At 63.1% G+C, this 24,356-nt stretch carries 19 protein-coding genes; 5 read left to right on the top strand and 14 right to left on the bottom strand.

What is annotated here, in order from left to right:
* Positions 1 to 17: 17 nt before the first annotated feature.
* The 8 genes from ABIN98_RS04330 to ABIN98_RS04295 all read right to left on the bottom strand — a co-directional run bounded on the left by ABIN98_RS04330 (position 18) and on the right by ABIN98_RS04295 (position 10,319).
* On the bottom strand, positions 18 to 2,360 hold the full coding sequence (locus ABIN98_RS04330; RefSeq protein ID WP_346907721.1) for an acetamidase/formamidase family protein: 2,343 nt from the start codon (positions 2,358 to 2,360) through the stop codon (positions 18 to 20).
* Between the two features lie 151 nt (positions 2,361 to 2,511).
* Positions 2,512 to 3,753 (bottom strand): acetamidase/formamidase family protein, encoded by a 1,242-nt coding sequence (locus tag ABIN98_RS04325; RefSeq protein ID WP_346907720.1) that lies wholly within the window; start codon positions 3,751 to 3,753, stop codon positions 2,512 to 2,514.
* Positions 3,754 to 3,853: 100 nt separating this feature from the next.
* Positions 3,854 to 5,458: an amino acid ABC transporter permease/ATP-binding protein gene (locus ABIN98_RS04320; RefSeq protein ID WP_346907718.1), complete on the bottom strand. Its 1,605-nt coding sequence runs from the start codon at positions 5,456 to 5,458 to the stop codon at positions 3,854 to 3,856.
* Between the two features lie 69 nt (positions 5,459 to 5,527).
* Positions 5,528 to 6,358 carry an ABC transporter substrate-binding protein gene (locus tag ABIN98_RS04315; RefSeq protein ID WP_346907775.1) on the bottom strand — a complete coding sequence of 277 codons (831 nt, stop codon included), beginning with the start codon at positions 6,356 to 6,358 and terminating at the stop codon, positions 5,528 to 5,530.
* A gap of 306 nt (positions 6,359 to 6,664) precedes the next feature.
* A complete protein-coding gene (locus ABIN98_RS04310) occupies positions 6,665 to 7,276 on the bottom strand; it encodes a TetR/AcrR family transcriptional regulator (protein ID WP_346907716.1) in 612 nt (203 codons plus the stop codon).
* Positions 7,273 to 8,301, bottom strand: coding sequence for an NAD(P)-dependent alcohol dehydrogenase (locus ABIN98_RS04305; protein WP_346907714.1), 1,029 nt, complete (start codon positions 8,299 to 8,301; stop codon positions 7,273 to 7,275). Before ABIN98_RS04305 ends, ABIN98_RS04310 begins: the two co-directional genes overlap by 4 nt.
* A gap of 5 nt (positions 8,302 to 8,306) precedes the next feature.
* Positions 8,307 to 9,479, bottom strand: a complete 1,173-nt coding sequence (locus ABIN98_RS04300; protein WP_346907712.1) for an acyl-CoA dehydrogenase family protein — start codon at positions 9,477 to 9,479, stop codon at positions 8,307 to 8,309.
* 27 nt (positions 9,480 to 9,506) lie between these two features.
* Positions 9,507 to 10,319 carry an enoyl-CoA hydratase-related protein gene (locus ABIN98_RS04295; RefSeq protein WP_346907710.1) on the bottom strand — a complete coding sequence of 271 codons (813 nt, stop codon included), beginning with the start codon at positions 10,317 to 10,319 and terminating at the stop codon, positions 9,507 to 9,509.
* Between the two features lie 53 nt (positions 10,320 to 10,372).
* Here ABIN98_RS04295 and ABIN98_RS04290 point away from each other — a divergent pair, with 53 nt between their 5' ends.
* Positions 10,373 to 11,950, top strand: coding sequence for an acyl-CoA carboxylase subunit beta (locus ABIN98_RS04290; protein WP_394701424.1), 1,578 nt, complete (start codon positions 10,373 to 10,375; stop codon positions 11,948 to 11,950).
* Between the two features lie 8 nt (positions 11,951 to 11,958).
* A complete protein-coding gene (locus ABIN98_RS04285) occupies positions 11,959 to 13,938 on the top strand; it encodes a biotin carboxylase N-terminal domain-containing protein (protein WP_346907707.1) in 1,980 nt (659 codons plus the stop codon).
* 17 nt (positions 13,939 to 13,955) lie between these two features.
* Here the strand turns inward: ABIN98_RS04285 and ABIN98_RS04280 are convergent, their stop codons facing one another.
* From ABIN98_RS04280 to ABIN98_RS04270, 3 genes are read right to left on the bottom strand one after another with little or no spacing between them, the layout of a single operon-like run.
* On the bottom strand, positions 13,956 to 15,017 hold the full coding sequence (locus tag ABIN98_RS04280) for an ABC transporter substrate-binding protein (protein WP_346907705.1): 1,062 nt from the start codon (positions 15,015 to 15,017) through the stop codon (positions 13,956 to 13,958).
* Positions 15,014 to 16,378 carry a sensor histidine kinase gene (locus ABIN98_RS04275; RefSeq protein ID WP_346907704.1) on the bottom strand — a complete coding sequence of 455 codons (1,365 nt, stop codon included), beginning with the start codon at positions 16,376 to 16,378 and terminating at the stop codon, positions 15,014 to 15,016. Before ABIN98_RS04275 ends, ABIN98_RS04280 begins: the two co-directional genes overlap by 4 nt.
* 22 nt (positions 16,379 to 16,400) lie before the next feature.
* The gene (locus tag ABIN98_RS04270; RefSeq protein WP_346907703.1) at positions 16,401 to 17,156 is read right to left on the bottom strand and encodes a response regulator transcription factor; all 756 of its coding nucleotides are present in this window, start codon (positions 17,154 to 17,156) and stop codon (positions 16,401 to 16,403) included.
* A gap of 116 nt (positions 17,157 to 17,272) precedes the next feature.
* On the opposite strand from ABIN98_RS04270, the gene ABIN98_RS04265 reads away from it, so the two are divergent.
* The 3 genes from ABIN98_RS04265 (at position 17,273) to ABIN98_RS04255 (ending at position 20,356) form a co-directional block, all read left to right on the top strand.
* Positions 17,273 to 18,262, top strand: a complete 990-nt coding sequence (locus ABIN98_RS04265; protein ID WP_346907701.1) for a tripartite tricarboxylate transporter substrate-binding protein — start codon at positions 17,273 to 17,275, stop codon at positions 18,260 to 18,262.
* Positions 18,263 to 18,373: 111 nt separating this feature from the next.
* Positions 18,374 to 18,805, top strand: a complete 432-nt coding sequence (locus ABIN98_RS04260) for a tripartite tricarboxylate transporter TctB family protein (protein WP_346907700.1) — start codon at positions 18,374 to 18,376, stop codon at positions 18,803 to 18,805.
* A gap of 12 nt (positions 18,806 to 18,817) precedes the next feature.
* Positions 18,818 to 20,356 (top strand): tripartite tricarboxylate transporter permease, encoded by a 1,539-nt coding sequence (locus ABIN98_RS04255; protein ID WP_346907699.1) that lies wholly within the window; start codon positions 18,818 to 18,820, stop codon positions 20,354 to 20,356.
* Positions 20,357 to 20,427: 71 nt separating this feature from the next.
* On the opposite strand, the gene ABIN98_RS04250 is transcribed toward ABIN98_RS04255, so the two are convergent.
* From ABIN98_RS04250 to ABIN98_RS04240, 3 genes are read right to left on the bottom strand one after another with little or no spacing between them, the layout of a single operon-like run.
* Complete coding sequence (locus tag ABIN98_RS04250; RefSeq protein WP_394701429.1) at positions 20,428 to 21,819, bottom strand: aldehyde dehydrogenase family protein; 1,392 nt, start codon at positions 21,817 to 21,819, stop codon at positions 20,428 to 20,430.
* A 40-nt stretch (positions 21,820 to 21,859) separates the two neighbouring features.
* Positions 21,860 to 23,527, bottom strand: a complete 1,668-nt coding sequence (locus ABIN98_RS04245; protein ID WP_394701423.1) for a thiamine pyrophosphate-dependent enzyme — start codon at positions 23,525 to 23,527, stop codon at positions 21,860 to 21,862.
* Between the two features lie 35 nt (positions 23,528 to 23,562).
* On the bottom strand, positions 23,563 to 24,231 hold the full coding sequence (locus ABIN98_RS04240; protein WP_346907693.1) for a GntR family transcriptional regulator: 669 nt from the start codon (positions 24,229 to 24,231) through the stop codon (positions 23,563 to 23,565).
* Between the last annotated feature and the right edge of the window lie 125 nt (positions 24,232 to 24,356).

Genomic DNA, 24,356 nt, shown 5'->3' with positions numbered 1-24,356 from the left:
GGGTGCTCCAAGATTATTCAGATGTTTGAATTGCGTTCCCTGAACAAGGATTTCTTGATGATCGCGTGAACGCCCCAGTTGCCGTCCACGACCTGGGTCACGCCGAAATCGACCGCCGCCGACATGAGCGCGATCGCTTCGTCCTCGCTGAGTCCCTGTGTCGCCATGAGGAAACGGCGTGCCTTGCGGAAGGCATCTTTCATCGCCAGGTCGAGCGAGGATTTGGCATAGACCTGGCTCTGCCCCTTCGCGCCGAATTCGGCGAGGTAATTGGGATGGCTGAAGCCGGTCAGCACCCACTCGTCCGGCGTTTCAATGAGCGGATAGGTGAGATCCGCAAAGAACTCCCCGCCCAGATCCGCCTTCTTGTGCAGCACGAGCATGAAGGTGCCGGTCATCGAGCATTCGATCGCCGTCCCGGCTAGTTCTCCGTCGCCCTGGGCGGCATGAGGATCGCCGATCGACAGCAGTCCGCCAGGCACGGATACCGGAAGATAGATCGCCGAATTCTTGCCGAGCCGCCAGTTGTCCAGGTTCCCCCCGAAATAGGCAGGCGGGACGGAGTCCACCAGCGCCGCTTCGCGTGGTGCGAGCGCGATGACGCCGAAATGCGGACGGAGCGGGATCTTCACATCCTGCAGAACGGGCGCAATCGGATCGATCCTCTCTTTCGAGACGGGTACGCCGGGATAGTCGTAGGTCTTGTGTTCCGTGCCGAAGGGGTCGGTCTGCGTTTCCCAGCGGTAGGAATAGAGCGCCGAGGCATAGGGTTCGGCGGCGTCAGGGAAGATCTCGTAAAGAGTGATGTTTTCCCGAGGCTTCGGTTCCTCGACCAACTCACTATAGTGATAACCCCACCAGGCAGCCGCGCTGCTGCCGAAAAAACGTCCCTCATAGCCCGGGCTCCGGCTCGGGCGCGGGGTGATTTCGAGGATGCGAACCTCGACGACGTCACCCGGTTCGGCCCCCCGGATCGCTATCGGCCCGGTGCAGATATGCACGCCAAATCCCTCGCCCGCTCCGCGCCCGAAGATGGACGCATCCATCGGACCCGCACCGCGCCGGTCGACGGTTTTGTGCTCGGTGGTCCAGTCGAAGACGTTTTCAGCCGCTGCATCGCCGCGGATCATCAGGTCCGGATCGTCGGAAGCATGCTGTGTCAGGGTCTCGACCATGACCGTTTCGCCCGATGTCACTTCCAGAACCGGGCGCAGCTTGTGGCTGAAATAGCCCCAGTGAACGCGGGAGGCCTCGACCGACAGGTGGTGGTCAGCCGTATCATCCACAGCATCTGCCGCGGCAAACACCGGCGTGGTGCCGTTTTCCTCGACAATCACCCGGGGGGAGCGCAGGCGCTTGCCGGTCAAAGCCTGTTCCGGCCAGCCACGCTGTTCCACGCCCGGACCTGTATCGAGACCTTCCGCATGCCTCTTCCGGAAGGCGCCGGGAGACAGGCCGAAACGCTCCTTGAACAGGCGATTGAAATTTGCGGCATCGTTGAAACCGCAGTCATAGGCAACTTCCGCCACAGGCACCCGGACATCGGCGGGAGACATCAGCGTGGCACGAGCACTTTGAAGGCGCCGTTCGCGGAGATAGAGGCTGAAGCTCTCGCCCGTACCTTCAAACAGCTTTTGCAGATAGCGCTCGGAGATCCCTTCGAGGCTTGCCACGCGGGCTGCGGTCAGTTCCGGGTCCGCCAGCCGGTGCTCAATGGTCCGGGTAATTCTGTGAAGCAGGGCGGCAGCCGCCAACCCTTGCGCATCGGAGCCACTTCGGCCGGCGGATTGCGCCAGCACCGTCAGATAAAGTTCGGCGAGAGAGTGTTCGACCGCCTCCCATTCGCCGGGCGGAAGATGGTCCATTTCTTCCGCCGCCGCTTCCAACGTGCGACGAAGGACAGCCGCGAGCCCCGTTCCGGCGAAGACCTGCGGTTCAGCGATGCCGCCAAAGCCGGTCCTCCGGCCGTTGAAGAAAACCTCGGCCACCGAAAGCGCCACCATCCGGACGCCATTGGGACAGGAGAACTGCCACGAGCCTGAAGGAGGCAATGCGACAAGGTTTCCGGATGGGACGGCGATTTCCGCGTCGGCGGTTTCGACCACGGCGCCGTCATTGAGGACCAGCAGCAGAAGAGGAAGCCGGCCACGCAACGGATGCGGCGAAAGTGTTTGCGACTCCGCCGTCAGGCGCGCCACCTGGACCCCGTTGGCGGCACCGCTCAAAACCGCGTTGGCGTATCCGTCGAGACCGTCACCGGATTGATCCGAACTGAGGCCGATTTCAGCGAGCAGATCCAGCCAGGCCCCATGTCGGGTCCCTTCCGTGTACGCCTCACTGATAAACTGCCTGATGTTCATCCCTGTTTCCGCCGGGCGTCCGGCAGCAGCGTCCGCGCTGCCGGATGAGTGACGAGGTCCGGTATTACCGGCCGGCCGCACATATGTGCGGCGCGGCATGACCCTCAGGCTCATATTGCACCTGCGAAGAAAAGAATGCCAGTGCTGTTATTCAGTCGCATCGAAACACGTTCTTGCGGATGGACCCGTGCACACCCCAGTTGGCGTCGACCACCTGGGTGACGCCGAAATCGGCGGCAACCGACATCAGCGCAATCGCCTCATCCTCGCTCAGATTGTGAACCGTCATCAGGAACCGCCGGAGCTTGCGGAACGCATCCCGCATGGCCCGGTCGACGCTGGAGTGCTGCGCCACCTCGATCTGCGCATTCGCGCCGAGTTCCGCCAGGTAGTTGGAGAAGGTGAAGCCGTAGACAGACCACTGGTCGTCCGTCTCCAGCATCGGATGCTCCAGTCCTTCCAGCACTGTTCCGCCGAGATCGTTCTTCTTGTGCAGGATGAATTCGAAATCGCCGGTGAGCGAGGTTTCGATGGCCGTGCCGCCGAGTTCGCTGTCGCCCTGGGCGGCATGGGGATCGCCGACCGAGAAATAGGCGCCATCGACAGCAACCGGGTAATACATGCGCGCGCCCTTGCCGATGCGCCAGTCGTCGATGTTGCCGCCGGTATAGGACGGCGGAATGGAGCTGACGAAGTCTTCTTCCGACGGGGCAAGGCCCATGGTGCCGAAATGCAGCCGCGCCGGAACGCGCACATTGGCCAGGATGTTTTCCCGCTTCTTGATCAGCGAATGATCCACGCGAACGCCGGGATAATCGATGGTCGGGTGAACAATGCCGTCCGGATCCGTCTGCGGCGTCCAGACATAGTTGTAGACAGCCTTGGCGAAGGGTTCGCCAGTCGTATCGAGTTCGAAGATCGTAACCACTTCACGCGGCTTCGGCTCCTCGATCAGGTCGTGATACTGGAAACCCCAGTTGGCGGCCGCGTTGGAGCCGAAGCAACGACCGCAGTAACAGGCGTTGCCGCTCGGACGCGGACGGACATCGAGGATCCGGACCTCCAGCACATCGCCGGGCTCTGCCCCCTCGACGGCCACCGGGCCGGTCATCAGGTGAACGCCGATGCCCTCACCGGAACCGCGCTCGAAAGGCCCCTCGGTCGGACCGGAGCCACGCCGCGCGATGGTCTTTTCTTCCTTCGTCCAGTGATAGATCGCTTCTGCCGCCGGATCGCCCTTGATCATGCGCTCGTAGTCGTCGTTTGCATGATGGGTCAGGGTCTCGATCGTTGCCCGGTCGCCCGACTTGACCACCAGCGACGGTTCGACCTTCTTGCTGAAATAGCCCCAGTGCACGGTCTTGGGGGAGACGGGCAGAGTGTGATGTTTCATCTTCTTCTCCAATAGGTTACCTGGACCGCCGACGCTGCCGGCGAAGTCTTTTGGCCCGATCCCGGGCAAGGGCGGATATTCCGGAGGACGCGGCAGCGGCTCAGGCCGTCAGGGCGGCATCTTCGGATATGATTTGCAGGAACTGCGCGGTGCGCGGGTTCTTCGGTCTCGTCAGCACTTCCTCCGCGGGTCCCTCCTCCACGACGGCCCCGTCAGCGAGGAAGACGGCACGGTCGGCCACTTCCCGGGCAAAGCTGATCTGGTGGGTGGAGATCACCATGGTCAGGCCGTCTTCCACGGCCAACCGGCGGATCACTTCCAGCACCTCGGCAACCAGTTCCGGATCGAGCGCGGAGGTGGGTTCATCGAGCAGCAGGACCGCCGGATTGGGCGCCAGAGCCCGGGCGATCGCGACGCGCTGCTGCTGCCCACCCGACATGTGCCGCGGCAGGGCATCGGCCCGGTGGCTCAGGCCCACACGGTCCAGCAATTCCATCGCCCGCCGGTCGGCATCGAACTTCGACAGGTGCTGCACCCAGCGCAGCGGACCGGCGATGTTTTCCCGTGCGGTCAGATGGGCGAAGAGATTGAAGTTCTGAAACACCATACCGACCCCGACGGCGGTCCGCGCATCGGCGATCGCCCGTGGCGACAAACGTTTTCCGTCGGTGTCGACGCCGAGCTGACGGCCGGTGACCCTGATCGTGCCGCTGTCCCAGGATTCCAGGTGGTTGATGCAGCGCAGCAGGGTGCTCTTGCCGGAGCCGCTCGGCCCCAGAAGCGCAACCACCTCGCCGAGACGGACGGTCAGGTCGAGTCCGGCCAGGACGGTCTTGCCCTCGTAGCTCTTGTTCAAGGCGCCGATCTCGATCGCCGGTCTGCTTCCGGCAATCGCCTGGGCGCGCTTGTGGCGGTCAACCGGATGGCTCGCCTTGGCAGACGGCGCCGGCAGCGGCGTGGACACCACCTCCTCGACAGCCGGTTCGGTTTCTGCTTCGGCGACAGTGGGCTCCCGGTACCAGGGCAGGAGCCGGGCAAACCGCGCCTTGGGGTTCGGATGATCGAGATCCAGCATGATCTCGACAACGATCTGGATCGCCGCGATACCGCCGGTGAGGACCAGATACATCAGGCCGGAAGCGAAGAAGATGGAAAAGAAGTCGAAGTTGGCCGACGCGAGCTGGGTGCTGCGAAGGGTCAGTTCCTGGACCGACACGACGGAGGCGAGCGACGAGTTCTTGAGCGCGCTCACGGCCTCGTTGCCAAGGGCGGGAACCATGGACCGGAATGCCTGGGGCACGACGATGCGGATCATGGTAACGAGCGGCGTCATGCCGAGCGCCTGACCGGCGCTGATCTGGCCGCGGTCGACGCTGATGATGTTGGCGCGGATGATTTCGGCGATGAAGGGCGCTTCGTTCAGCGCCAGCGCCAGGCTGGCCGCCTCGACCGCCGTCAGCTTGATGCCGATCATCGGCAAGGCGTTATAGCAGAAGATCATCTGCAGGATGAGCGGCGTGCCGCGGAAGATGATTGCGTAGATGCGCGCGGTGATCGCCAGGGCGCGAAACCGGCTGAGCTGCATGCCCGCCAGCACGATCCCCATGACACTGGCACCGGCAAGGCCCAGGCCGGTGATGAGAAGCGTGTAGACGATCCCGGTAACCAGATAGGGCTGGGTCAGATAGTGGAGGAAGAGATCCATCGGAGCCTTCGCTGTATCGCAGAACGAGGGAGGCGGCCCGGTCTAATGCGACCGGACCGCCGCTTCGGTTTACTCGGCCAGGACGAGCTTCGGTGCTTCGATCTGGTCTTCCGGCAGGTTCCACTTCTTCATCATTTCCACCTGCATGCCGGACTCCTGGATCAGGGTCAGGGCCGCCATGATCGCGTCGCGGAACTCGACGTTGTTTCGGGGAACGGCGATGCCGACCGAATACGGCAGGGTGACCGCGGTGGCCTTGGCAAGCTGGTCCGGATAGGCCTTGACCGCGCCATCGACGGTGTTCACGTCGTTGACGTAAGTATCAGCACGACCTGAAAGGATTGCCTGGATGCAGTTGGCGTTGTTATCGTAAAGCTGGATTTCAGGCGCCGGCTTGCCCGCGGCCTTGCATTCCGCTTCCAGAGCCTGGATCAGCGGCACTTCCACGTAACCGGTGTTTTCAGCCGCAACCGCACCGCACATGGTCAGGTTGATCCCCGTGATCCCCTTCGGGTTGCCCTTGGCAACGAGCACGCCGTCGAACACCTTGAGATAGGTGATGAAGTCGGCGGCCTTGGCGCGCTCGACCGTGGCGTAGATGTCGGAAATCACGATGTCGGCCTGACCTGCCTGGAGGGTGGTCAACAGGGCCGCGAAGGTCACCGACTTGTAGGTCAGGCTGAAGCCGAGGCATTCGCCGATTGCTTCACCCAGGTCGATATCGAAGCCGACATATTTGGTCGGGTCATTCGGGTCGAGCGCCTCGTAGCCCGGCGTATGCGGGTTCACCGCGTTGACCAGGGTCTTGCCCTTGAGATCCGGATATTTCGCCTGCAGGTCCGCGCAGCCGGCCGGTGCGGCCTGGGCGGTTCCGGTGGAAAGGACCGTGGATGCGACCATCGCACCGGTCACGATCTGGACGGCCAGTCCGACGCCCGCACAAACGCTGAGTAAAGTTCGGGACTTCATGAAATTGGGTTTGGTCATCTCACGCTCCGTATAGTTGATCCTGAATTGCTGCATGCCGCTTCAAACAGGATCGAGCGTAGGAGAACCTTTGTCAGAATTCGTTGTTTTGAGACGCACTATTTATTGTTTCAAGTACGTCGAACTTGCTTCCACGAAGGTGGAATGCTCAATAAATATACTTTATATGCACAAATATCACTCAAGATGAGGAATATTTACTCTGACCGGACAACAGCCTCACGAAGGGTCGATATCAGGAAGCAGGCGGGCGACGGAAACGATGTAGTCGGAAACGCTGTCCCGCTTCGGATCGAACCATTCCAGGGACCAGTTCAGCGCGCCCACCAGTGCATAGCGCAGATACCGCACCTGCCGGTCCTCCGCCTCCTCGCCCAGATAGGCGCGAATGATGCCGTTCCAAACCCTGTCGTAATCCCGGCGCGCGCCCTTCAGTTCGGCTTGAACCGTATCGGGCACGAAGGGATAGCAACGGATATGGGCGGAGGAGAAGTCGCTGGCGGACAGCAGGGTTTCAAGGTGGATTTGCAGCGCGTTGACCAATTGTTCCCTCGGCGACAGGTCACCCGCCCGTTTCAGGCCGTCGGTGACCGCATCCGACACGATCTCGACCCCGAGCCGCATCACCTCTGTCGCCAGAACTTCCTTCGAGGCGAAATGATAATAGAGGCTTCCTGCCTTCATCCCCACCTCTGCCGCCAAATCCCTCAAGGACGTCTCCGCATAGCCGCGCTCCCGCATCATCCGTGCGGCGACCAGGAGGATCTCCTGGCGGGAGACGGCGGCCTTGGGTTTTTGGTCTGTCTTTTGAGCAGCGTTGGTTTTGTTCAATGGTCGGTTTCCTGAACACAGGAAATGCAGACGTTGCCGAAGCCGCCACCGCTTTCGAGCGCGCGAAAGGCATCCGGCGCCTTGTCAAAGGGGAAAACCGTATCCACGACCGGCCTGATCTGATGATGATCCATGGCTCGATTCAGCGCCACCAGGGCCTGGCGAGACCCGACTGAAACCGATTGCAGTGTCAGCCGGCGTGTCAGCACCAGCGGCAGAAAGAGTTCTGCGTTATTCCCGGTCACGTTGCCGACCAGAATGATGGTCCCGCCGATTTTCGACGCCTTGACCGACTCCATGAGCGTGGCCGCTCCGCCGAGTTCCACGACGCGGTCGCAACCGGCGCCACCGGTAAACTCCCGCACCGTTTTCGACCAGTTGGGAACCGCGTTCCGATTGATCACCAGATCCGCACCAAGCTTTTGGACCTGAGCGGCCCGTTCCGCCGAAGAGGTGGTCACGATCACCCGCGCACCGGAGGCCTTGGCGAGTGAGATTGCCAAGAGAGCAACACCGCCCGTTCCAAGGACCAGAACCGTTTCCCCGGGACGCAAAGGCGCGGGTTCGCTGAGCGCACTCCAGGCGGTGACACCGGCACATGGCAAGGTCGCCGCTTCCGCATCGCTCAAGTATTCGGGTACGCGTACAAGCGTCCTTGCCGGAAAAACCGCATGGGACGTGAGCACACCATCCAACGGCCCACCAAGCCGTCCGCGTTCCAGGTTCGAAGGCGGCGCCCCGCCGTCCCAATGCTGGAAGAAGGCAGGCGAGACGCGATCACCAACGGAGAAATCCTCGACCGCGGAGCCGGTTTCGATGACCTTGCCGACGCCGTCCGACAACGGAATGAGCGGCGTTGTCACGGCCTTGCCGTGTTGCCCGCGCATGACCACGAGATCACGGTAATTCAGGGAAGCCATACTCAGTTCCAGCAGAACCTCGTCCGGACCCGGCTGCGGTGTCTCGCCCTCGCAAACCACCAGATTTTCCAGACCGAAACCATCCCTGAACGACCAGTACCGCATATTCCTCACATCCGTTTGGCGACTTCTTCCAGCATGACTTCCGTCGCACCACCGCCGATCGCCTGCACCCGCGCATCGCGCGACATGCGTTCGATCGGGCTTTCACTCATGAATCCCATCCCGCCGTGGAACTGGACACAGGCGTACATCACCTCGTTCACCAGTTCGCCGCAATAGGCCTTGATCATCGATACCTCACGCACGAGCTGTTCACCAGCCGCCGCCCGCGCTGCGGTCGCGTAAATCATCTGCCGGCCCATCTCGACCTTCGTCGTCAGTTCCGCAAGCTTCTGCCGGATCACCTGCTTGTCCCAGAGCGGCGCGCCGAAGGCCTTGCGCTCCCGCACGTAATCGACCGTCAACTCGAGCGCCGCCTGGGCCTCGCCCATGGACATGGCGCCAAGAACCAGTCGCTCGTTCTGGAAATTCTTCATGATCTCGTAGAAACCGCGGCCCTCCTGGCCCAGCACCGCATCGGCCGGCAGACGCACGTCGGCAAAGGAGAGCTCCGCCGTATCCGAACTGCGCCAGCCATGCTTGTCCAGCGACCGCGACACGGAAAACCCGGGCGTTCCCTTCTCGACAATGAACATGGTCACCGACTGGCTCGCGGGACCGGAGGTATCCGTCTTGGCCGCCACGCAATAGACGTCGCCAAGGACACCATTGGTGATGAACATCTTGGAGCCGTTCAGCACGTAGTGGCTGCCATCCCAACGCGCCGTGGTGCGGATGCCTTTCACATCGGACCCCGCATCCGGCTCGGTGACCCCGACCGCCGTGATGATCTCGCCGGAAACCACCTTCGGCAGATATTTCGCCTTCTGCGCGTCGTTGCCGGCGTTGAAGATATGGACCGAGGCCATGTCGGTATGGACAAGCACGGTGATCGCGACTCCGGCATAGGTGCATCGCCCAAGCTCCTCGGCCAGGACCACAGTCGCCAGTTCGTCCATGGCCGAGCCGCCATATTCCTCCGGATAGCGGATGCCGAAGAAGCCGAGTTCTCCCATCTTGCGCAGCACGTCGCGCGGGGTCGAACCCTCTTTCTCCCAGGCGTCCGCGTGAGGCTTGATCTCCTCTTCAACGAACCGGCGGACCTGGGCCCGCAGCAGGTGATGCTCTTCACTGAAAAAGAAGTTGCTCGACGTGGTCGCGTCAAATCCCGGACTTGCCATATTTCCTCCCGACTGCTTGTCCGTCGGTTACGGCTCGCGGCCTGTAAATCGCGGACTGCGTTTCTCAAAGAAGGCGGACGTGCCTTCGGCAAAATCTCGCCCGTCGCACAGGCGGCCGTTCGTATCCCGCTCGTAATCCAGCTGGCTGCCGAGATCCGAGACGAGGCCCCGGTCGACGGCCGCCCGGATTTCCGCGAAAGCCGCGACCGGCCCTTCCGCCAGCTGGCGCGCCAAGGCCATGGCTTCTTCCATCAGGACATCATCATCGACGCAGTGCGCGATCAGTCCCCAGGCCTCAGCGGTTTCCGCATCAAGCGGCTTTCCTGTCAGCATCAACGACATGGCCCGCGCCCTGCCGATCGCCCGAGGGACGAACCACGTGCTGCCCACATCCGGCACCACGCCCAGCTTCGGCCCGAACACCTGGATGAACTGTACCGAGCGCGCCGCAAGCACGATATCCGCTGCCAACGCCAGCCCGACCCCACCGCCGGCGGCAATCCCCTGAACCGCCGCAACGACCGGCTTGGGCATGTCCCGGATCAGCCGCACCACCCGGTTCCATCCTGTATCCAGCAGCAGGGCGATCTCACGCCCCTTGTCCTCAAAGTCGTTCATTTCACCCACATGGGCACCAGTGCAGAAGGCCCGGCCAGTCGCGGTGATCACGAGGGCTCGGCAGGAGGCATCTGCCTGAATCTTTTCAAGCGTGCCGATCAGGTCGGTCATCATCTCCGCATGGATGGAATTCAGCTGCTTCGGCGCGTTCAGCGTCACGACACAGACAGGCCCTGAGCGTTCAAGGCGGATCCAATTCTCGCTGTCGCCCCGGCTTTGCATGTTTCCATCCGCATCGTTTCTGTTGACAGATTTTCTAACGGCCGTTAGTCAGAATGTCAAACCGGATTTCCGAGGAGGAAAGACGCATGGCAGATATTGACGCATTGGTTTCAACGCTGCGGGAAACGCTGAATAGAGCGTCCCAGGGCGGCGGCGGGAAGTTCCGCATTCGCCACACTGAGCGCGGCAAGCTGTTCGTGCGCGACCGGATCGACCTCATCCTCGATGCGGAAACCGCCTTCCTGGAACTGTCGCCGCTCGCAGCCCATGGCCTTTACGGCGGCGAGGTACCCGGCGCCGGTATCGTCACCGGGATCGGCTTGATCCACAGCCAGCCCTGCATGATCATCGCCAATGACGCGACGGTCAAAGGCGGCTCGTTCTTCGCCGAAACGGTGCGCAAGCACTCCCGCGCCCAGGAGATCGCCCAGGAACACCGCCTGCCCTGCCTCTATCTGGTCGACTGCGGCGGGGCGTTTCTCCCCGAGCAGGACCGGGTCTTTCCCGACCGAGACCATTTCGGCGGCGCCTTCTGGCGTCAGTGCCAGATGTCCGCCGAAGGCATTCCGCAGATATCCGTCGTCTTCGGCGGCTGCACCGCGGGCGGGGCCTATATTCCGGCCCTCAGCGACCAGGTGATCATGGTGCGCGGCACCGGCCGTATCCATCTGGGCGGCCCTCCCATCGTCAAGGCCGCCATCAACGAAGTCGTCGACGGCGAGACGCTCGGCGGAGCCGACATGCAGACGACCATTTCCGGGGTCAGCGACCATATCGCGCCGGACGAGATCACTGCCCTGCAGAAGTTGCGCGAGATCGTCGCCAATCTGGGTGACGGCCGCCGGGTCAGCTCGCCCCCGACGGAACCGGTCCCGCCCAAGGCCGACCACGGCACGCCCCAGGATCACGCCCCCGTTGATCTCAAGCGGCCAACGGACATGCGCGCCCTGATCCGCTCCATGGTCGACGGTTCGGAGTTCTCGGAATTCAAGCCCGACTACGGCTCCACGCTGATCACCGGTTTTGCCCGCATTCACGGCTATCCGGTCGGGATCCTCGCCAATGACGGCGCGCTGTTCTCCGAAAGCTCGGTCAAGGGCGCCCATTTCATCGAACTCTGCGACCAGCGCCAGATCCCGCTGATCTTCCTGCAGAACATCACGGGCTTCATGGTCGGCACCGAGGCCGAGCGCGGCGGGATCGCCAAGCATTCCGCCAAGCTCGTCTATGCGGTCGCCAATGCCCGCGTACCGAAATACACAGTCATAGTCGGCGGCTCCTACGGCGCCGGCAATTACGGCATGTGCGGCCGCGGCTTCCGCCCCCGTTTCCTGTTCTCCTGGCCCAACGCCCGCATTGCCACCATGAGCCCGGACGTAGCCTCGACCGTCGTCACCGAGTTGCGCCGCGCCAGCCTCAAGGGCTCTGCCTCGGAACAGGACATTGCAGACCTGGACGCCAGGACCCGCGCCCAGTTCGAGGAACAGTCCGACCCTTACTATGCAACCGCCCGGCTCTGGGACGACGGCATCATCGAGCCGAACCAGACCCGCGACGTGCTCGGCCTGTGCATTGCGCTCGGCGCGGGCCTGAAACAGGACACCGGCCCGCGCCCGGTCTACAGGATGTGAGGCTGGCCATGTTCGATAGCGTTCTCATTGCAAACCGCGGCGAAATCGCCTGCCGCATCATCAGGACCGCGCGCTGGATGGGCCTCCGGACCATCGCCGTCTATTCGGACGCCGACCGGGACGCCCTCCACGTGCAGATGGCCGATCAGGCCGTACACATCGGCGCGGCCCCGGCGACCGACAGTTATTTGCGCCCGGACCGGATCCTAGACGCGGCAAGGTCGACCGGCGCCACCGCCATCCATCCCGGCTACGGCTTTCTGTCCGAACAGCCCGACCTCGTCAGCGGGTGCGCGAAAGGCGGCATCGCCTGGGTCGGTCCGCACCTGGAAGCGATCCTTTCGATGGGATCCAAGATCGAGGCAAAGGCGATTGCAGAGCGAACCGGCGTGCCCTGCATTCCGGGCTATTCCGGCGCGAACCAGTCCGATGAGGCGCTGATCGCAGCAGCCGGAGAGATCGGCTTCCCCATCATGGTCAAGGCCAGCGCGGGCGGCGGCGGCAAGGGCATGCGCGCCGTCTTCGACCCGATCGACCTTGCCGGTGCGATAAGCTCAGCGCGCACCGAGGCCGAGAGATCTTTCGGAGACGGCCGCCTGCTGATCGAAAAGCTGATCCTCAACCCGCGCCACATCGAGGTCCAGTTGCTGGGCGACAAGCACGGCAACCTGATCCACCTTTTCGAGCGCGACTGCTCGGTCCAGCGCAATCATCAGAAACTCTTGGAAGAGGCCCCCGCGCCCAATCTCGATGAGGAGACCCGGGCCCGCCTGTTCCGCTCAGCCATCAGTCTCGGCAAGGCGATCGGTTACGATAGCGCCGGCACCGTCGAATTCGTCATGAACGCCGAAACCGGGGAGTTCTATTTCCTAGAAATGAACACCCGCCTTCAGGTCGAACACACGGTGACGGAGGAAATCACCGGCATCGACCTGGTGAAAATGCAGTTCCGTAGTGCGGCGGGCGAGAAGCTGCCTCTTTCGCAGGATGAGATCACCTGCACCGGCCATGCCATCGAGGCACGCCTGACGGCGGAAGATGCCGCCGACGGCTTCAGGCCCGAGACCGGCGAGGTCCTGCATTGGCGGGTCGATCCCAGCCTGAGGTGCGACACCGGCATTCAGTCGGGCTCAAAAATCGGCTCATCTTACGATTCCATGATCGCCAAGCTGATCGCCCATGGGCCGGACCGGGAAGCCGCCTGCCGGAAGCTGGCTTCCGGCCTGGACCGGCTTGAGATTGCCGGCCTAACGACGAACCGCCTGTTCCTGCGCGATGCGATCCGGAGCGAGCGGTTTGCATCCGGCAGCGCGACCACGAATTTTCTCACGCAGGAATGGCCGAAAGGCTGGTCACTGCAAGAGACGACAGACAGCCTTTCCTATGCGGCACTTGCCTGCCATCTGCGGGAGCGGCCGGCCACGTCCCCCTGGCAGAGCCTTGCCGGCTTTCGCTTGCTCTCAGGTGCAGGCCACCCGGCCCGAACCACTTACATCGACGCAAACAATCCCGAGCACCGCGTGGAAATCGCCGGGCAATCCGGCGAATACACGATCATCTGCAACGGCACGACCGAGACCGTCTCGGCAGAATGGCGGGACCCGGTCACCCTTCGCCTGACCCGCAACGGCGTCAACGAGACGGTCGGGGCGATCCACCGCGACGGCACCACTTATGTCTGGGGCCCCGGCTTTGACGCTAAACATCGCATTGTTCCCCTCGGCGACTTCAACCCCACCCGCCACAACGGTACCGCAGCCGCGCCGGACCGCATCACGGCCCCGATCCCGGGGCTGCTGGTCACTGTCAATGTCCGGCCCGGCGACACGGTTGCGGAAGGCGACACCCTGGTGGTGATGGAATCCATGAAGCTGCTGATGGATCTCAGGGCCGCCGCGGCGGGAACGGTCTCCACGGTTGGAGCAGTGCCGGGCACCACGGTCGAGGCCGGGGCCTTGCTCGTCCAACTCGATCTCACCGAGAGCTGAGGCGCGCGCTCGAAAAACTACGGACCCGGAAATGCACCCCGCCAGAGGCGGATGAACTGGTCTCGTTTCTGCCGGTCCAGGGCGACCAGAAGAGAGGGTGACAGGCCGATCGGCCGCAGCGCCGTTTCGCTGATCCCTTCACCGGCATCGGCGGAATCCCCGTCGAGACCCGGCGCGATCAGTAGGGCCTGACGCAGTTCCGTCCGGCCCTGTTGCGACAGGAGGAAATCCAGAAACGCGCGCGCATCTGCCATGTTGCCGGCCTGTTTCGGGATCATCAGCGTCCGGGAGAGGACAAGCGTATAGTCCTGCGGCAGGACAATGCCGATCCGGTCATCCGCCCGGGCGAGACCCTCCGCGTAGGATCCAAGCACATTATAGGCGAGCAGGTATTTGCCCGTCGCCACCCCCTCGATGATTTCCGCCGAACAGCAGGTCGCATCCGCACCGGTCCGGCCGAACGATTCCAGCAAGGCACCAAAGGTGGTCGCTTCCTGGGAATCCACGAAGGCGAAGAGATATCCGAGGCCGGAGGCTTCAATATCGTAGGTCGCGACCTTTCCAGCATAAGGCGTGTCTGCTGGCCGCAGCAGATCCAGAAGATCGAAGCGCGTCCGCGGCACATCCACCGGCGGTACACCGGCCCGGTTATAGACGATCACCGCGGGCTCCCGCGTGATGCCCCACAATTCGTCACGCCAGCGCAAGGCCTGCGGCAAGGCGCGGGTCAGGGGCGACTGGTACTTCGCGGCACAGGCGTCGTTGACGAGCTTGACCATCTGATGGACGCCGGAACTGATCACCACGTCTGCCCCGGTCCGGCCCGAGCGGCAATCCTTCAACGTGAGTTCGTAAAGATCGTTCGATCCCCATTGCTCATAGAGGACCGAAACACCCGGCCGCTCCGCCAGGAATGCCTCGACTACGCCGGCGAAGACATCCGTGTCAGTCGTTGAGCGGATGACGAGGCGTCGCGGCGCGTCTTCCGATCCGAACAGATGGGTCATCTCCTGGGCATCGAGGGTAACGGTCTGCAGGAAGACCGCCACAAACAACAGGCAGATCCGGACACTCGTCATGACATTTCCTCGACCACCGGAAACACCAAAACGACCCGGAAGCCCGATGGTTGCGCCCTCTCGAACTCGAGACGGCCGTTGAAGGCTTCGGCGACCGACTTGGCGATCGACAGACCGAGACCAGCACTTTTTCCATCCGACGCGGCGGAACGGACGAACCGCTCGCCCAGCGAATTGCGGACCGCCTCGGCAGGCCCCTCCCCCTGATCCTCGACCCAGAGCGACGCCGTCTCCCCGTCGCGGGAGGCGCCGAGACGCACCGGGCTCACGCCATAGCGGACCGCGTTGGTGAGCAGATTCTTCGCCGCTTCGCACAGGGAGGGGCTGTCAGCCAGAACCGGAACCGGCAGTTCGCCGATCTCCAACTGGATATCCGTTTCAGGCGCCAGCAGCTGCAGATCACCGCTTTCAAGCACTTCCAGCGCGACGTCCCTCAGGTCGACCACCTCCCGCCGGGCGCTGTCGGTTCTGTGCAGCACCAGGGCACGGCTGAGCATCTGGTCGAGAAGCTCTCCGAGGCTGACCGAGCGGCGATGGATTCGTTCCACGATAGCCCGACGACGATCGTCATCGGCCTCCTCCGCCGCCAGATCCGCCTGCGCCCGCAAAGCCGCTACAGGTGTGCGCAATTGGTGGGCCGTGTCGGAGATCAGGTTCTGCATGGAGGAAAACTGCCGGTCCAGCCGCGCCATGAAACCGTTCAGGGCCTGGATCATCACGGCGGCCTCCCGCGGCACCTGCGTGTCCATCGGCGTCAGGTCATGCGGATCCCGCTTCGCGAACGCCTCGCCGATGCGCGCCAGCGGTTTCAGGGCCGAACGGACCACGAGAACGGCAAGCAGCAGAAGCAGGGTTCCGGAAATGATCAGCCCGAACAGGACATTCTGCGTGATGTCCAGCGCCAGCGCGTTACGGGCAAGCAGGGTCTGGCCGACGATCACATGAACCGTGCCGTTGAGGCTGCGTTCTGCAAAGCGGCGCGTGACGACCGCATAACGCGCCGGCTCACCGAAAAACGCGGCATTGAAGAAGGACGTGTCGGCCCGACCGCGCTTGTCGGGAATTGCAAGGTCGTCATATCCGGTCAGCGTCTCGCCGTTCACGCCGACGACCCGGTAGGCAATCCGGTCATCGGGAGCAAGGGCCAGGAGCTGGAAGGCGGACAGGGGCAGGTCGACCACCGGTGCGCCGTCGACGACCGTAATCGATTCAGCTATGTCGTTCGCCGCGCCGACCAGCAGACGATCGTAGGTCTCCCGCGCCGCTTCCCGGCCATAGGCGAAGGCGGCAAGAGACACCACGACGCCACCGACCAGGAGCAGGGACCCGACCGCAAGCGCCACGCGTGCGGTCAGCGACATCGCGGCTGCGGACTCTCTGATTTTACGAATCCACATCGAGCTTGTACCCTAGGCCCCTGAGGGTCTCGATATGCACCTGCGAGCCGGCAAGTTTCTTCCTCAGCCTGCCGATATAAAGCTCGATGGCATTGAGACCGACCTCTGCGTCGTTGAAGGAGAACAGTCCCTCATAGAGCCGGTCCTTGCTCATCACCGAACCACGGTTGCGGATCAGAAGCTCCAGTAGCGAGAATTCGCGCCGGGTCAAGGTGAGGGGCACACCGTCCTTGCGCAGCACCTTGGCGGTCGGGTTGAACGAGAGCGTACCGAGCGAAATCTCATTACCCTTGTCGCCCTGCTCGCGCCGGTAAAGTGCGCGCACCCGCGCCTCCAGTTCGCGCTGGTCGAAGGGTTTGACCAGGTAATCGTCGGCACCGAGGTTGAGCGTCGACACCCGATCGTCAACGGAAAACTGCGCGGTCAGCATCATGACCGGCGTGCGGTCGCCTTTGGCGCGCATGTCCCGCAGCAGATCCGTTCCGAGCCCGTCAGGCAGGTTGATGTCGAGAACGATAACGTCATAGGACTGGGCATCGAGATAGCCCCGCGCCTCCTCGACGGTCCGGGCCAGATCGCAGGCGATCCCGGACCGTTCCAGCCGGATGATGACGGCCTCGGCCACATCAAGCGTGTCTTCCACCAGCAAGAGCCGCACCCGCGCGTCCTCCAGGATTTTTGTCTTGTTGCCGTCGTCAAACGGACGGACCGCCACCGTGTGACAGGTCAGTGACAGATTCAAGGACTAAGACAGCCTGGAGCCGCTCGGAGGAATTCGGGGGAGCCCGGGTCTCCGGGAAAGCGGACGAACAAACCGACGGAAATCCAATCCCGGTTCATATTGGAGGAGATAATCTCATGGCGTTCAAAGCGACACGTCTTGCCCTTGCCGCCGCCTTCCTGGGCCTTTCGGCTCTCGGTGCGCAGGCACAGGGCTTCACCCCTGAAAACCCCGAATGTATCGCACCGGCCAACCCCGGCGGAGGTTGGGACTTCACCTGCCGACAGGTCGGTAAATCGCTTCAGGATCTGGGTCTACTGAACAAGACCGTGCAGGTCGTCAATCTGGCCGGCGGTGGCGGCGGGGTCGCCTTTGCCGAAGTGGTCAACAAGCGCAACGACGACAACGATCTCATCGTCGCGGCCTCCTCGGCCACCGCAACTCGCCTCGCACAGGGCGCTTATCCGGGTAACACCATGGACCAGGTCCGCTGGGTCGCCTCCGTGGGCGCCGACTACGGCGTGATCGCGGTTGCTGCCGACAGCCCGATCAAGACGCTTCCGGAACTGCTCGACAAGATCAAGAACGATCCGACAACGGTCTCCGTTGCGGGCGGCTCCGCCGTCGGCGGCTGGGATCACCTGAAGGTTCTGATCGCCGCCAACGCCTACGGCATCACGGACGTTCGTTCGGTGAAATACATCGCCTTCGACGGCGGCGGCGAGGCGGTCACCCAGCTTCTTGCCGGTTCGGTCCAGGCCTTCACCGGCGACATTTCCGAAGCCAAGGGCTTTGTCGACAGCGGCGATATCCGGGTCCTCGCAGTGCTGGCTCCCGAACGCCTGCCGGGCGAATTCGACAAGTTCCCGACCGCCAAGGAACAGGGTGTCGATGCCATCGGCGCCAACTGGCGCGGCTTCTACGCACCGGGTGGCATGTCCGATGAAGCCTACAATACCTGGGTGTCGAAGATCTCCGATCTCTATGCCTCCGACGAATGGAAGCAGGTGATGGCTGCCAATGGCCTCGCGCCGCTCTCCCTGCAGGGCGAGGACTTCCAGGCCTTCGTCGCCAAGTCGGTCGCGCAGATCCAGCAAATCTCCCGCGACATCGGCATCATCAAGTAAGTCCGACAAGATCGGCGGCAGGCCGGAACGCATATGACCTGCGTCCCGGCCTGTTCCGTTCCAGAACAACAAAGGCAGGCGAAGCCTGTCCCCCGGGGAGGAAATAACGTCATGAGCGACCGTATTTTTGGGGTCGTCGGCCTGTTGCTGGCCATCGGCTTCGCCTGGTCCGCCCTGATCATCGAAGAAAGCTTTTTGTCCGACGCGGTCGGCCCGAAGGCCTTTCCTCTGATCATTGCCGGCGTCCTCGCGCTGGCCTCTATTGCCATTTTCGTGAAGCCGGATGCGGAACCGCACTGGCCGCAGCTCGGCCGGTTCTTGGAAATCGCCGCAGCCATTGCCGTCATGGTCGTCTACGCGCTGGCCCTGCCCGAGATCGGCTTCGTCATCGCGACCGCCATTGCCGCGAGCTACCTCACCTGGCGCCTGGGTACGACGCCGCTCGGTTCGCTGGTGACAGGCACTCTGACCTCGCTCGGGATCTACGCCATCTTCCACCTGGTCCTGGGCCTCTCCCTCGCCCGCGGACCACTCGGGTTTTAACGGAGCACCGTCATGGATACCCTTTCCTCTCTTGCAGACGGTTTCGTGATTGCCCTGACGTGGCAGAACCTGCTGCTCGCCCTGCTCGGCTGCTTTCTCGGCACCATCATGGGCGCCCTGCCCGGGCTCGGGCCGTCCAACGGGGTCGCGATCCTGATCCCGCTCGCCTTCACCCTCGGCCTCGGCGCAACACCGTCCCTGATCCTGCTGACGTCCGTTTATTACGGCGCCATGTATGGCGGCCGGATCTCCTCGATCCTATTGAACATTCCCGGCGACGAGCCGGCCATGATGACCTGTCTCGACGGCTATCCCATGGCGCAGAAAGGACGGGCCGGCGAAGCCCTGTCGCTCTCAGGGATAGCCTCCTTCGTCGGTGCGTTTCTGGCGACCTGGGGACTAATCCTGCTGGCGCCGCAGCTCGTCAAGATCGCGCTGCTGTTCGGTCCGGCTGAATATTTCGCCCTGTTTACGCTGGCCTTCGCCACCCTCGGCGGTGTGGCCTCGACCAACCAGGCCAAGACCGCCTTTGCCGCCGCCCTCGGCCTCGGGCTTGCCATGGTCGGTGTCGACACACAGACCGGCGTGCCCCGCTTCACCTTCGGCGAAGTTCATCTTTATGACGGCATCGATTTCCTCGTCGCCATCGTCGGTCTGTTCGCCCTGTCGGAAGTTTTCATCTTCCTGGAACACCGGCACGGATCGGCGGATGCGGAAGGCAAGAAAATCGTGATCGGCCGGCTGGTCCCGTCCTTCTCTCTTTTGAAGCAATGCACCCCGACGATGCTGCGCACCAGCCTGCTCGGCTTCCTGGCCGGTGTCCTGCCCGGTGCGGGCGCGTCGCTCGGTTCGTTCATTTCCTACTCCATGGAAAAGAGGCTGGTCGACAAGGAAGGCACCTTCGGCACCGGCGATCCGCGTGGCGTCGCGGCCCCCGAAGCCGGCAACAACGCGGCCGCCGGCGGTGCGCTCGTTCCCATGCTCGCGCTCGGCGTTCCCGGCTCCGGCACCACCGCCGTCCTGCTCGCCGTCCTGTTGTCGCTGAACATCACCCCCGGCCCGCTGCTCTTTGCCCAGCAGCCGGATGTGGTCTGGGGACTGATCGCGGCGCTGTTCATCGCGAACGTCATGCTGCTCGCCATGAACATCCCGATGATCGGCCTGTTCACCCGCGTCCTGATGATCCCGCCGCGCATCCTCATGCCCGTCGTCGCCATGGTCAGCTTCGTCGGGATCTACGGCATCTCCGGCTCGTCCTTCGATCTTCTGGTGATGGTCGGCTTTGGCGTAATGGGCTGGGTGCTGCGCAAGCTGGATGTGCCGCTGGTTCCGGTGATCCTCGGCACGCTGCTCGGCAATGCCATGGAAAGCAACATGCGCCGGGCGATCACCATCGACAACGGCAACTGGCTGACCCTGATCGACAGCCCGCTGTCTATCGCGCTCTGGAGCCTCGCCGTCATCGGCTTCGTCCTGCCCATGGTCTTCGGCAGGATCCTGAAGGGCCGGATGAAGATGGCCAAGGAAGAAGAAGGCGCGGTCATCGACTGACGTCCGCACAGACGGAAACAGGCGGCAGTGTCTGCCGCCTGTCTCTCAAAGATGGAATGTTCCCGGCCTTGTCAGCAGTGCAGGGTCTGGATGCAGGTGAACTCCTTCAGACCTTCGACACCGAATTCCGTTCCGATCCCTGATTGTTTGACACCGCCGAACGGGGCATTCGGATTGAGCCCCCCGTGCGCGTTGATCCAGGCGGAACCGGATTCAAGCCGGAGCGCCACGTCGCGGGCTTTCTGAAGATCGCTCGACCAGACAGACCCGCCCAGTCCCATGCTCGACGCATTGGCCCGTGCAAGCACGTCCTCAATGTCGTCATAGCGGATGATCGGCAGTGCCGGACCGAACTGCTCTTCGTCCACGATCCGCATACCGTCGGTCACATCCGCAATCAGCGTGATCGGGTAAAAATAGCCATCGCCGGCCGGGGCTTCGCCACCGAGCAGAACGCGCGCACCTTGCGCCTTCGCATCCTCGACGAGTTCGACAACCTTGGCATATTGCATGGCGTTCTGGACAGGACCCAGCTGGCTGCCCTCGGCCATCCCGTCACCGACAGGAACCGACTGCGCGAACTTCGCAAGCTCAGAACAGACATCGTCATAGATGCTGTCATGCACATAGAGGCGCTTGAGCGCAGCACATGTCTGGCCGTTGTTGATGAAGGCGCCCCAGAAAATCCCTTGCGCAATCCGGGCCGGGTCCGCATCCGGCAGCACGATGCCGGCATCGTTGCCGCCGAGTTCGAGCGTCAGGCGCTTCAGCGTTTCTGCGGCACTGCTCATGACCTTGCGGCCGGTTTCGGTCGACCCGGTGAAGGTGACCTTCGCCACATCCGGATGACCCGTCAGCACGGGTCCGATGCTGTCGGGTCCGGTCACGACATTGAGCACCCCTTCCGGAAGGACGGTGTTCAGGAGCTCCACCATGCGCAGGGTGGAAAGAGGGGTGTAAGGCGACGGCTTGATCACCACCGTGTTGCCCACCCGGATCGCCGGCGCGATGTGCCAGATGGCGATCATCAGCGGCCAGTTCCACGGCGTGATCGATGCGACCACACCCAGCGGTTTGCGGTGGACCTCGATCCGGCCCTCGTTGTCATCCTTGACCACTTCGACCGGCAGATCGAGCGCGGCGGTATTGCCGGCCCAGGCGCCACAACCGCCCAGCTCGAACCGCGAGCCGAGGCCGCCGAGCGGCTTGCCCTGCTCGCTCGTCAGAAGCACCGCAAGCTCCTCCGCGTTTTCGCCCAGAACACGGGCGATGTCGCTGCACGCCTGACGGCGAACCTCATCCGGCGTCCTGCTCCAGCTTGCATAGGCGGCCTTGGCCGCGGCGACGGCGGCATTGACTTCCGCCTCCCCGCCGGACGGGCACAGCCCGGCCACACCGCCGGTCGCCGGATTGATGACTTCGAATGTCTCAGCTGTTGTCACCGGCTTTCCGCCGATGGTCATGGTGAACTCGGTCACGCTTCAATTCCTCCCTAATGAAATATCAGTTGTGCGGCGCCGGATGCAGGAACGGCCAGGGCGACGTTTCCGAGCCGCGCGGCACGGGAACCTCGATCAGCGCCGGACCGCCGGAGGCAATTGCATTTGCGACCGCCGTTTCCAGTTCACCCGGCGTTTCGGCCTTTTCCGCCGCCATGCCGAAGCTGCGGGCAAGGGCGACGAAATCCGGGTTGGTCAGGTCCGCGCCGAGCAGACGTCCATCGAACACATTCATCTGGTCGCGGCGCACATTGCCGTAGGAGCTGTTGTTGAAGACGACAGCCACCACCCCGATGCCGTGATGTATCGCCGTTGCCAGTTCCTGCACGCCGAACATGAAACCACCGTCGCCAGAGACCGAGACGACGGGCTTGTCCGGATTGGCGACCTTGACGCCGAGCGCGGTGTTGTAGCCAAAGCCGAGATTGTCCTGGTAGCCGCAAGTCACGTATTGGCGCGGCGCATAGACCGGAAAGCCGAAGCGGGCGGTGAAGCCCATCTGGCTGACTTCCTCGACGAAGAAACCGTCGCGCGGCAGGGCGCGGCGGATCGCATCGAGATAATCCATCTGCGGCTGGATCGTCTCGGACGCTTCGCGAGCCCGCTTGCTGATCGCCTTGAATTCGGCGGTCCGATCCTCTGCCTTGGCACCGGTCAGGGCCGCGGTCAGCGCGGCAGCGCCTTCAGCTGCATCGGCGACGATGCCGAGATCCGGCTTGAGGCGCACCATCTCGGTCGGATCGATATCCAGCCGGATCACCTTCAGCCCCTGTGGCCGCCACTGCCAGCGCATGTACTGCAGTTCCAGGCGGCTGCCGATGCCGATCAGCAGGTCGCATTCCCTGAAATAGTCATAGGCAGCGATGAGGTTCATCGCATGCGGATTGTCGTCGGGGACAATGCCCCTGCCGCTTCGGTGGGAGGCGACCGGCGCCTGGATCTTTTCCGCAAGCGCGAGGACCTCGGCGGCCGCATCAAGCGCGCCGCCGCCGACCATGATCATCGGGTTCTTCGCCGCCGCGATCATCTTCGCCGCAGCCTCGATGCTCTCCGGATCGACCGGCGGGCGGTGGGGCGCAGACGGTTCGATTTCCGGCGCAGGCCCCTTCTGCCCAAAGACATCCCAGGGCACTTCGACGGCGACCGGGCGTTGGCGGTCGGAGAGCATCTCCCGGAAGGCGCGGGTCATGATATCCCCCGCGCCGGACGGGTGGTCGATCCGCTCCGCCCATTTCGTCAGCCCGCGCAGCGTCGCCAGCTGATCGGGAAGCTCGTGAAGCTGACCGCGTCCCTGGCCGATCAGGTGAGACATGATATTGCCGGTGAGACACATCACCGGCGCGTTGCCGCCATAGGCCGTACAAAGTGCTGCCCCGGCGTTGAGAACGCCCGGCCCCGGCACGACGGAAAACACCCCCGGCTTGCCCGTTGACTTGGCATAGCCGTAGGCCATGTAGCCCGATCCCTGCTCGTGACGGGAATGGACAAACCGAATATCGTTCGAGCGGCGGGCCAGCGCATCGGAAAGCTCGTAGCAATGGGCGCCGGGAATGCCGAACATAGTGTCGACACCATGGGCGACAAGTGCGTCCACCATGATGTCCGCGGTCGTTTTTCTCACGTCTGTTTCCTCCGGAACTGGCCCCTCGCACCGGAGCGGCCGCAGATGCATTTCAATTCAAGTTATCGGCGAGCGGCCCGGCCTGGCTACTCCGCCTCCTGCTCGGCAAGTGCCGTACGGAAGGCGTCGACCAGATGGCTTACGTGTTCTTCGAGCAGCCGCACCGCCTCATCCGCATCGCCGGATCGGCAGGCCTCCACCAGACCCGCGTGTTCCTCCATCGACCGGTCGAGCGTGGCATTCATGATCGTGAACAGATGGGTGCGCAGCGCCATGACCGGGCTGATGGTGCGTTCATAGGCCTGAGCGATGGACCGGTTTCCGCACGTCTCGATAATCGCCTTGTGAAACTGCAGGTCGCCGCGCGTATAGCGGCGCACATCCTGCTTTTCCAAAGCCGCCTGCATCTCCGTAATGCTCTTCGAAAGGCCGGAAACCAGCGCTTCCCGGTTGCGGGCAAGTGCCATGCGCAGGGCGGCGGTTTCAAGAACGGCGCGATACTCGCACAGATCGTCCACTTCCTTCAGATCGGGCGTGAAGACGAAAGACCCGCGCTTGGCGGAAATATTCACCAGCCCCTCGGTCTGAAGGGAGGCCAGCGCGTCCCGGACCGGCGAACGGCTGACGCCGAAAATATCCGCGAGGCGCTGCTCGGACAGCTTGGATCCAAGCGGCAACTCGCCGGACACGATCGCGTCGCGGATCTGTTCGGCAGTGGCTTCCATCAGCGATTTCGGCGGCTCGATCGGTCGCAAGGGTCCTGCACCTCCATCTTCATTCGAAATCAAAACTAGTATGTTACATGGTTCTTGACAAGCCAATCTGACATGTTGGATGTTAGTTTGTCTTTCAGAACGGCTCCGTCCGTGAACCTTCTCAA

Source organism: uncultured Roseibium sp., from assembly GCF_963675095.2.
Lineage (GTDB): Bacteria > Pseudomonadota > Alphaproteobacteria > Rhizobiales > Stappiaceae > Roseibium.
The sequence above is the reverse complement of the archived record's forward strand: the minus strand, read 5'-3'. Positions and strand labels throughout refer to the sequence as shown.

Excerpts from the sequence above, each read along its gene's own strand:
- ABIN98_RS04330 (WP_346907721.1), bottom strand. The coding sequence starts at position 2,360 with ATGAACATCAGGCAGTTTATCAGTGAGGCGTACACGGAAGGGACCCGA.
- ABIN98_RS04325 (WP_346907720.1), bottom strand. The coding sequence starts at position 3,753 with ATGAAACATCACACTCTGCCCGTCTCCCCCAAGACCGTGCACTGGGGC.
- ABIN98_RS04320 (WP_346907718.1), bottom strand. The coding sequence starts at position 5,458 with ATGGATCTCTTCCTCCACTATCTGACCCAGCCCTATCTGGTTACCGGG.
- ABIN98_RS04315 (WP_346907775.1), bottom strand. The coding sequence starts at position 6,358 with ATGGTCGCATCCACGGTCCTTTCCACCGGAACCGCCCAGGCCGCACCG.
- ABIN98_RS04305 (WP_346907714.1), bottom strand. The coding sequence starts at position 8,301 with ATGCGGTACTGGTCGTTCAGGGATGGTTTCGGTCTGGAAAATCTGGTG.
- ABIN98_RS04300 (WP_346907712.1), bottom strand. The coding sequence starts at position 9,479 with ATGGCAAGTCCGGGATTTGACGCGACCACGTCGAGCAACTTCTTTTTC.
- ABIN98_RS04295 (WP_346907710.1), bottom strand. The coding sequence starts at position 10,319 with ATGCAAAGCCGGGGCGACAGCGAGAATTGGATCCGCCTTGAACGCTCA.
- ABIN98_RS04290 (WP_394701424.1), top strand. The coding sequence starts at position 10,373 with ATGTCAAACCGGATTTCCGAGGAGGAAAGACGCATGGCAGATATTGAC.
- ABIN98_RS04285 (WP_346907707.1), top strand. The coding sequence starts at position 11,959 with ATGTTCGATAGCGTTCTCATTGCAAACCGCGGCGAAATCGCCTGCCGC.
- ABIN98_RS04280 (WP_346907705.1), bottom strand. The coding sequence starts at position 15,017 with ATGACGAGTGTCCGGATCTGCCTGTTGTTTGTGGCGGTCTTCCTGCAG.
- ABIN98_RS04275 (WP_346907704.1), bottom strand. The coding sequence starts at position 16,378 with ATGTCGCTGACCGCACGCGTGGCGCTTGCGGTCGGGTCCCTGCTCCTG.
- ABIN98_RS04265 (WP_346907701.1), top strand. The coding sequence starts at position 17,273 with ATGGCGTTCAAAGCGACACGTCTTGCCCTTGCCGCCGCCTTCCTGGGC.
- ABIN98_RS04260 (WP_346907700.1), top strand. The coding sequence starts at position 18,374 with ATGAGCGACCGTATTTTTGGGGTCGTCGGCCTGTTGCTGGCCATCGGC.
- ABIN98_RS04255 (WP_346907699.1), top strand. The coding sequence starts at position 18,818 with ATGGATACCCTTTCCTCTCTTGCAGACGGTTTCGTGATTGCCCTGACG.
- ABIN98_RS04250 (WP_394701429.1), bottom strand. The coding sequence starts at position 21,819 with ATGACCATCGGCGGAAAGCCGGTGACAACAGCTGAGACATTCGAAGTC.
- ABIN98_RS04245 (WP_394701423.1), bottom strand. The coding sequence starts at position 23,527 with ATGCATCTGCGGCCGCTCCGGTGCGAGGGGCCAGTTCCGGAGGAAACA.